General features: G+C 71.7%; 10 protein-coding genes. 6 read left to right on the forward strand and 4 right to left on the reverse strand.

What is annotated here, in order from left to right; translation table 11 throughout:
• Nucleotides 1-30: 30 nt before the first annotated feature.
• The 3 genes from JNB61_RS17700 to JNB61_RS17710 all read left to right on the forward strand — a co-directional run bounded on the left by JNB61_RS17700 (nucleotide 31) and on the right by JNB61_RS17710 (nucleotide 2902).
• On the forward strand, nucleotides 31-945 hold the full coding sequence (locus JNB61_RS17700) for an ABC transporter substrate-binding protein (RefSeq protein ID WP_220340487.1): 915 nt from the start codon (nucleotides 31-33) through the stop codon (nucleotides 943-945).
• A gap of 125 nt (nucleotides 946-1070) precedes the next feature.
• Nucleotides 1071-2552, forward strand: coding sequence for a hypothetical protein (locus tag JNB61_RS17705; protein ID WP_220291602.1), 1482 nt, complete (start codon nucleotides 1071-1073; stop codon nucleotides 2550-2552).
• A gap of 50 nt (nucleotides 2553-2602) precedes the next feature.
• Nucleotides 2603-2902: a hypothetical protein gene (locus JNB61_RS17710; RefSeq protein WP_220340488.1), complete on the forward strand. Its 300-nt coding sequence runs from the start codon at nucleotides 2603-2605 to the stop codon at nucleotides 2900-2902.
• Between the two features lie 12 nt (nucleotides 2903-2914).
• On the opposite strand, the gene JNB61_RS17715 is transcribed toward JNB61_RS17710, so the two are convergent.
• Entirely contained in the window at nucleotides 2915-3316 is a 402-nt protein-coding gene (locus JNB61_RS17715) for a DUF3054 domain-containing protein (protein WP_308291294.1), read from the reverse strand.
• Nucleotides 3313-4056: a sulfurtransferase gene (locus JNB61_RS17720; protein ID WP_220291605.1), complete on the reverse strand. Its 744-nt coding sequence runs from the start codon at nucleotides 4054-4056 to the stop codon at nucleotides 3313-3315. Before JNB61_RS17720 ends, JNB61_RS17715 begins: the two co-directional genes overlap by 4 nt.
• A 180-nt stretch (nucleotides 4057-4236) precedes the next feature.
• Between JNB61_RS17720 and JNB61_RS17725 the strand changes: the two genes are divergently transcribed.
• Nucleotides 4237-4458 carry a hypothetical protein gene (locus JNB61_RS17725; protein WP_220291607.1) on the forward strand — a complete coding sequence of 74 codons (222 nt, stop codon included), beginning with the start codon at nucleotides 4237-4239 and terminating at the stop codon, nucleotides 4456-4458.
• Nucleotides 4459-4485: 27 nt separating this feature from the next.
• Here JNB61_RS17725 and JNB61_RS17730 read toward each other — a convergent pair whose 3' ends face one another.
• On the reverse strand, nucleotides 4486-5892 hold the full coding sequence (locus JNB61_RS17730) for an amidase (RefSeq protein ID WP_223214939.1): 1407 nt from the start codon (nucleotides 5890-5892) through the stop codon (nucleotides 4486-4488).
• Between the two features lie 336 nt (nucleotides 5893-6228).
• Between JNB61_RS17730 and JNB61_RS17735 the strand changes: the two genes are divergently transcribed.
• Together JNB61_RS17735 and JNB61_RS17740 are read left to right on the forward strand one after the other, a co-directional pair.
• The gene (locus JNB61_RS17735; protein WP_223214940.1) at nucleotides 6229-6600 is read left to right on the forward strand and encodes a hypothetical protein; all 372 of its coding nucleotides are present in this window, start codon (nucleotides 6229-6231) and stop codon (nucleotides 6598-6600) included.
• Nucleotides 6601-6658: 58 nt separating this feature from the next.
• Nucleotides 6659-7267, forward strand: coding sequence for an ArsR family transcriptional regulator (locus JNB61_RS17740; RefSeq protein WP_220291610.1), 609 nt, complete (start codon nucleotides 6659-6661; stop codon nucleotides 7265-7267).
• Between the two features lie 12 nt (nucleotides 7268-7279).
• Here JNB61_RS17740 and JNB61_RS17745 read toward each other — a convergent pair.
• Nucleotides 7280-7445 (reverse strand): formate dehydrogenase accessory sulfurtransferase FdhD (locus tag JNB61_RS17745; protein WP_220291645.1); only part of this gene is annotated, 166 nt, incomplete at its 5' end.

Below are 7445 nucleotides of genomic sequence, written 5' to 3' on the forward strand. Positions count from 1 at the left end.
TCCCCCAACCACCACATCGGAGGTATGACAATGTCCACAGCACGAACCCGGCTCGCTGCAGCCCTCGCCGGAACCGCTGTCGCGGCGCTGGCCCTGGCGGGCTGCGCCTCGAGCGACCCGCTCACCGGCGACAGCACAGACGCCGGCGGCACCGGCGACTCGTCGACCATCATCATCGGCTCGCAGGCCTACTACTCCAACGAGATCATCGCCGAGATCTATGCGCAGGCGCTCGAGGGCGCCGGTTTCACCGTCGAGCGCAACTTCAACATCGGGCAACGTGACGCGTACATCCCGTCGCTCGAGGACGGCTCGATCCACCTGTTCCCGGAGTACACCGGCAACCTGCTGCAGTACTTCGAGCCCGACACGACGGCGACCACACCCGAGGACGTCTACGCCGCCCTCGCCGACGCCCTGCCGGACGGGTTGACGGTCCTCGACCAGTCGCCCGCCACCGACCAGGACTCGTACAACGTCACCGCCGCCTTCGCCGAGGAGAACGGCCTCACCTCGATCGCCGACCTCGCCGGCATCGACGGCCTCGTTCTCGGAGGCCCGCCCGAGCTCGAAGAGCGGCCCTACGGGCCGAAGGGCCTCGAAGAGGTCTACGGCGTATCTGTCACGTTCAATCCGACCGCCGACACGACGGTCGACGAACTCGTGGCCGGCAACATCCAGGTCGCGAACGTCTACAGCGCCGATCCGCGTATCGAGACAGAGAAGCTGGTGACTCTGGAAGATCCGGAGGGGCTCTTCCTGGCGTCGAACGTCGTCCCGCTCGTGAACGCCGACATCGCCGACGAGATCGCCGATGTGATCAACCCGGTGAGCGCCGCGCTGACACCCGAGGGACTCATCGCCCTGAACGTCGAGTCGACTGTCGACGAGCGCTCCGCCGAGGACATCGCGAAGGACTGGCTCGCAGCAAACGGCCTGAGCTGACCTCGGCCACCGCCACGCGCAGCGCCTCCCCGCCCCCGCGGTCGAGTTGCGGGGAGGCGCTGCCGCACTGACCAGAACCGCCGTTCGCCAGGCGGGGCACTCGGGAGACCGAGAACAGGAGCCGCATGTCCGATCCCGTGAGTGCGGGCGCACAGAGCGAGCCGCACGCCACCGACGCATCCGGTTCCGCGGCGCGCGATGCCGCTCCCGCGGCTCCCGCGGCGCGCGACGCCGCTCCCGCCGCACGGCGTTACAGCGCCCCCGATCTCGACGCACCGCGGTACGTCGTCCCCGCATACGCGGCTCCGGAGCCGGGAGAAGCAGCGCCCGTGACCGGCGCTCCCCTCCGCTACGCGGCCCCGCAGGGCTACGTGCTGCCCGCAAGCGCCGTCGGCGCCGTACCCGACGCCACCGACTCCACGCTCGCCCCGCCGGCACGCCCTGCCGGGGCCCGGGCACCGGGTTTCCCCGCCCCGCCGGGCTACAGCGGCACGCCGGGTTCCCCCGTCACGCCGGGCTACAGCAGCGCGCCGGGCTACAGCGGCGCGCCGGGCTACAGCGGCGCGCCGGGCGACGGCGGTGCGCCGGGGTATCCGGGCGCACCCGGTTGGCCGCCGAATCAGGCCGGCGCGCTCTCCGCGGCACCGGGCGCCCGCGCCGAGCGACCCAAGACGCTCTCGATCATCGCATTGCTCCTCGCCGCTGCCGGTGTGCTCCTGGCCTTCGTCCCGTATGTCGCGGGCTCCTTCGGCCTCGGCTGGCTGTCGTTCCTGTTCCTCTTCGCGGCGTTCGTGCTCTCGATCGTCGCAGTGGCGAGCCGCAACCAGGGCGGGAAGGGCATCGGGGTCGGCGCATTGATCACGTCGATCGTCGGCGCAGTCCTGACGCTCGTGCTGGCCGTCGCGTGGGTGTTCGCACCGTTCGGCTCCTCGGACGGCGACGCCGAGTCCGGCGGGGAGGACGGGTACCACGACGACTTCGTCACGCCCGGGCTCGCCGCTCCGGGCACGGACGGACAGCCCGATCCCGGCGTCGAGTTCGCTCCGCCCGTCGAGCCGACACTGGCGGAGGCCGCGTTCGGGCACGAGTACGAGGACGTCTGGTGGTACGTCGTGGTGGTCGACAACCCCAATGCGGACTACGTCTTCGACGCCTACGTCGAGGTGCGCGCCGCGACAGAGGACGGCTCGACGGTGGCACCGTCGAGCGCGTTCGCGACCCTGCTCACGGGCCAGACCGCGATCGTCGGCTACTTCTTCGGTGTGGGCGGCACTCGGATCACCCGCATCGACGTCTCCCTTCCCCGCGCGAGCGACGCGACCCTCTCTCCGGCGGACGAGACGGGGGCGTTCACCGTGGACGGCATCACCGCAGCGTCGACCGACCCTGGCGCGGTGGTCGCGACGGGGACGCTGAGCGGCCGGTTCGCAGAAGACCAGCGGTACGTCACCATCACGGCGCTCGCCCGCTCCGCCGACGGTGCGATCGTCGCGGCCGCCACCAGCATGGCGGAGAACGTTCCCGGCGACGGGACGCCCGTGCCGTTCGAGGTGTGGTTCAGCGAGCTCCCGGCCGACGCGACGCTGCAGGCGTTCGCCCACCGTTGACACCCCAGTCACGGATGCCGCGGCCGCGGCCGCGACGTACGCTGGGCGTCATGACGATCGGCGACGTGACGGTATGGGGATTCGCCTGTGCGGTCGTCGCGCTGGCGGTGTACTTCCTGTGGTTCGCGTTCGACACGCACCGTCGCCGCAGACGAGGGGAGACGCCCTCGCACTCGTCGGGCGGTCTGCTCGGTGTCGAGGAGTTCTTCTATCCGACGGCGGAGAACGCCCGCGCGGTGTGGGAGGCCGAGCAGATCACCCCGGCGCCCGCTCCGCTTCCGGGCGATGGCCCGGGCGTGATCGAGGGGAACCGGATCGTCATAGAGACCGGGCTCCGACGGACGCCCTGAGCCCCGACGGATTCAGCGCCGCCGCAGTCGCCGCACGACCGTGACGATGGCGCGCCATCCCACCAGCGCGACCAGGAGCGTCAGCGAGGCGACCACGATGAACGCAAGTGCGGTGCCCTGACCCGCTGCCCAGCGCAGCAGCATCCCGCCGCCGACGGTGATGGCCCAGACCCCCAGACCGGTGCGCACCGGCGCGACGGGCGCGCGCCACGCTCGCATGACGAGCCAGCCGATGCCCAGCCCAGCGAGGAAGGGCCAGGCGGTCTGCCACAGGCCGCTCCAGACATCGGAGTCGTGGCTCGCGCGGCCGATCGCGGCGAAGGCGATCACGAGCACGGCGTCTACGGCGAGTGCGATCAGAACCGCGCCGCGACCCGCGGGACGCACCTGCCCGGCCGACGGGGAGCCGCTCACGCGAGCGCTGCCGATCGCGGTGCGAGGTCCGGGGTGAGCGCCTCGCGCTCGTCGAACACGAAGCAGTCGCCGCTCCAGTGGTCGCCGCCGACCTGCTCGAAGTAGCCGAGGATGCCGCCGTCCAGCTGGTAGGCGTCTACGCCGACCTCGCGCAGGTAGATCGCCGCCTTCTCGCAGCGGATACCACCGGTGCAGTAGCTCACGACGGTCTTGCCCTCGAGGTCGGCAGCGGCGCCCGCCGCAGCATCCGGGAACTGCGTGAACCTCTCGATCCGCCAGTCCAGCGCGCCGTCGAAGGACCCGTAGTCGACCTCGAACGCGTTGCGGGTGTCGAGCAGCACCACCTCGCGGCCGTCGTCGTCGTGGCCGCTGTCGAGCCAGCGACGGAGCGTCGCGGGGGCGACCGAAGGTGCGCGGTTGCCCTCGGGACGGATCGTGGGGTGGTCCATGCGGATGATCTCGCGCTTGACCTTGACGAGCATCCTGCCGAAGGGCTGCTCCCGCGACCAGCTCTCCTTGGTGGTCAGCGCGGCGAAGCGCTCATCGCGGCGCAGCTCGTCGACGAAGCCGCGCACGGCGTCGGCGTCTCCTGCGAGGAAGAGGTTGATCCCTTCTTCGGCGAGCAGGACCGTGCCCTTCAGCCCCGCGGCGACCGCGCGCTCGCGGAGCACGGGGCGCAGCTCGGCGGTGTCGTCGATACGCGTGAACAGGTACGCCGAGATGTTGAGAACGGATGCCACCCTCCCAGCCTACGGAGCCGCCGCGGCGCCCTGCGCATGGGAGGCAGCGCAACGTGGCTGCTGCCCGTAGACCCGCGCCGCTTCCCGGTCAAGGGCCTCGCCGCGTCGCCGCGAGCGGCGCAGGCTGGGATCACGTGCAGGGGCGCGCAGCGCGCCTCTCGATCCCCCGCAGGAGACGTCATGACCGACCCCACCGTCCCCGAGCCGCTTCCGGGCCAGACCCCGCCCGGTGAGATGCCGCCGGCCCCCGGCTCCCCGGGGCCCGGCAGTCCTGACCCGGGTCCGGGCCCGGGCATCCCGGCGCCGCCGGACGAGCCGACCGCGCCGTGGCCCGAAGAACCGCTGGCGCCGCATCCGGAGGAGCCGCCCTTCCCCCAGCCGCCGGAGACGCCCATCCCCTAGCGCGGCGCCCCGGGAAGCAGGGCTCCGTCAAGAGGGCGACGGAACTGGAGGAAGACTCGGAACACCGGCCTCCACCGCGCGCCCTGCGTCCAACAGCACCTCCTCGCCGAACATCGGGCCGATGAGCTGGACGCCGGTGGGCATACCGTCGGAGCCGAGGCCGGTCGGCAGCGCCAGCGCCGGCAGTCCGAGGAAGTTGACGACCACCGTCAGCCATAGGTCACGCCACGCCCGGTCAGCGGCTTCCCGCCCACCCAGGTCGTAGTCGGGTTCCCGCATGCGCGAGGTCGACACCGGACCGAGGATCACCGGCACATCGACCAGCAGACGTCTCCACTCGGTCGCGATCGCGGCCCGGCGCGCCCACGCCTGCGCGTACTCGCGCGCCGACTCGTACGGGCGCGCCGCAGCGGTGCTGTCACGCAGGAAGGCCGTGGCCGAACGCCCGAGCGGCTGACCGAGCGCAGCCGGATCGAGCGAGATGAGCATGTCGGTGCACGACAGCCGCCGCCATAGCACGGCCGCATCCTCGAGCAGCGGAGCATCGACGTCGACGACCTCCCACCCCGAACGGCTGAGGGATGCTGCGGCCCGGTCGACCCCGGCGGCCACTTCCGGATCCACCGCGAGGCCCGCGAGGCCGCGCACGACGCCGACCCGCCGCGGCATTCCGTCGGGGCTCGCCGCAGGGGGCACGACCGAGACCGGGTCGTCGGCATCCCATCCCTGCATGACCCCGAGGGCGAGCGCGACATCGTCGACACTGCGCGCCATGGGCCCGTTCACGGAGAACTGCTGCAACGTGAGTGCGACCGGCTGCCCCTGCACGGCTGCACGTGGCACGCGGCCGTGCGTCGGCCGGAGGCCGACCACGCCTGTCGCATACGCGGGGAGGCGGAGCGAGCCGCCGAAGTCGTTGCCGAGGCCGATGGCACTCATGCCGGTCGCGACGGCGACCGCGTCGCCCCCGCTGGATCCGCCGGCGCTCCGGCGCGGGTTCCACGGGTTGCATGTGCGGCCGAACAGGTCGTTGTCGGTGTCCCATCGCATGCCGAAGTCGGGCATGTTGCCGCGTGCGACGGGAACGGCCCCGGCCTCGCGGAGGCGGCGCACGATCGTCGCGTCACGGGCGGGCACCGCGCCGGCGAGGCCTCGCCAGCCATTGGTCGTGGCCGACCAGGTGAGGTCGATGTTCTCCTTCACCGAGATCGGCACACCGGCCAGTGGCCCGGGCTCGTGACCCGCGGCGATCGTGGCGTCCACCTCGGCAGCGGTCGTCCGCGCCCGCTCGGCGAACACGACCGTGAGCGCGTTGACGCCGGAGTCGACCCGCGCGATGAGGGCCAGATGCTCCTCGACCACTTCCTGCGCGGTCACCTCGCCGCGGCGGACCGCTGTGGCGATCTCGGAGGCGGAGGCGGGGGGAAGAAGCATCTGGCTCATCTCGGTCCCATCCCACCACGAGCGCACGCCGATCCCGGCGATCGGCACGACCAGGTAGCACTCAGCAGACCCACAGGCAATACCCCTTGTGCAGACCACGGACGGGCGTAGCTTGGTCTCAGACCCTGCGACCGCGCGCCCCGAAGCTCCACCCCCTGACGGACGGCGATCGTGGATGGTGAGCGCGGAGACCGCTCCCCCAGTGGCGATTCTCCTTGGCGCCCCGACGCTGTCCGCCCGTCCCCGCCGGCGGACAGCGCCATGTCGGAGACCGAATCGTGTGAATCGTGCGATGCCCCGCCCCCGCGCGCCACTAGAGTCGTCCGCATGGCATCAGGCAAGCAGCAGCAGCAGCCCGAACCGGAGCTCCACGGCGGCGTCCTCTCGGGCGGCGGGAGCTCCACCCTCTGGGGCTGGCTCATCGGACTCGTCGTGTTCGTGTTCGTGGCGGTCCCCATCTCCATCGCGGTCCGCTTCGCGACCCACCCCGCGACGCAGTCGCTCTTCGGCGGGCGCCTCGAGGATGCCACGAGCGGCGCCTACTCGGCGTTCTGGTGGATCGTGGCGCTGTTCCTGTTCGCCATCCCCGTGCTGGTCGGCTGGGGCGTCGCGAAGCTCTCCGGCCGCACGCTCGCGATCATCGTCGGCATCGTCGCGGTGTTCTTCATCGCGATCCTGATCTTCGGCCAGCTTTTCTGATCCGGCACGAGTGAACCTCGGCGCACCCGGTCGTCGTGGGTCCCGCGATAATGGGATCATGACGACCGGGTACAGCGCGATCTCGAGCTACTCCCGGGTCGAGATCATGCACCTCCTGCAGGAGCGCCCGCAGCGGGCGATCTCCGAGCTCGTCGAGGCGACCGGCCTGCACGCCAATACGGTGCGCGAGCACGTGCAGCGCCTGATCGACGCCGGGTATGTGATCGCCGAGACCGAGCACCGCACGACGCGCGGCCGCCCGCGCGTGCTCTACTCCGCAGCCACCGGCTCAGACCAGGCCTCGAGCCCGGTCGCCGTACGCCGAGCGGAAGAGGCGGCTCGTCGCGGAGACCTGCTGCGTCGCGTATACGGATCCGAGACGGATGCCGACCTCGGCGCAGACGCCCTGCACCAGCTGGACGCACTCGTCGAAGACCTCGGGGAGGCCGGCTTCGACCCCCTCGTCGACGCGCGCGACCTCACGGTCGATCTGACTCCCTGCCCGCATGTGCCCGCCGCCGAGCACCGCGGCGTGCTGTGCAGTGTGCACGTGGGACTCATGGACAGCGTCCTGGCACAGGCCGGCGGCCCGCTGCGCGTCGAGGGCATCGCGCCCTCGTGCGACCCGACGCAGTGCGTCGTGCAGCTCGCCACCGCGGGAGGCTGACGGCGTCCGGCCTCAGCGCACCGCCGCCGGTACTCGCACCCGGTCGGGGCGCGAGTAGACGTTCAACGAGCTGCCCCGCGAGAACCCGACGAGGGTGAGTCCGGAGGCCGTGGCGAGCTCGACGGCCAGTGAGGAGGGCGCGGAGACGGCGGACAGTGCGGGGATGCCGGCCATGATC

The sequence above is a fragment of the Microbacterium ureisolvens genome, from assembly GCF_019511645.1.
GTDB lineage: Bacteria > Actinomycetota > Actinomycetes > Actinomycetales > Microbacteriaceae > Microbacterium > Microbacterium ureisolvens_A.

Excerpts from the sequence above, each read along its gene's own strand:
- JNB61_RS17700 (WP_220340487.1), top strand. The coding sequence starts at position 31 with ATGTCCACAGCACGAACCCGGCTCGCTGCAGCCCTCGCCGGAACCGCT.
- JNB61_RS17730 (WP_223214939.1), bottom strand. The coding sequence starts at position 5,892 with ATGCTTCTTCCCCCCGCCTCCGCCTCCGAGATCGCCACAGCGGTCCGC.
- JNB61_RS17740 (WP_220291610.1), top strand. The coding sequence starts at position 6,659 with ATGACGACCGGGTACAGCGCGATCTCGAGCTACTCCCGGGTCGAGATC.
- JNB61_RS17725 (WP_220291607.1), top strand. The coding sequence starts at position 4,237 with ATGACCGACCCCACCGTCCCCGAGCCGCTTCCGGGCCAGACCCCGCCC.
- JNB61_RS17710 (WP_220340488.1), top strand. The coding sequence starts at position 2,603 with ATGACGATCGGCGACGTGACGGTATGGGGATTCGCCTGTGCGGTCGTC.
- JNB61_RS17735 (WP_223214940.1), top strand. The coding sequence starts at position 6,229 with ATGGCATCAGGCAAGCAGCAGCAGCAGCCCGAACCGGAGCTCCACGGC.
- JNB61_RS17705 (WP_220291602.1), top strand. The coding sequence starts at position 1,071 with ATGTCCGATCCCGTGAGTGCGGGCGCACAGAGCGAGCCGCACGCCACC.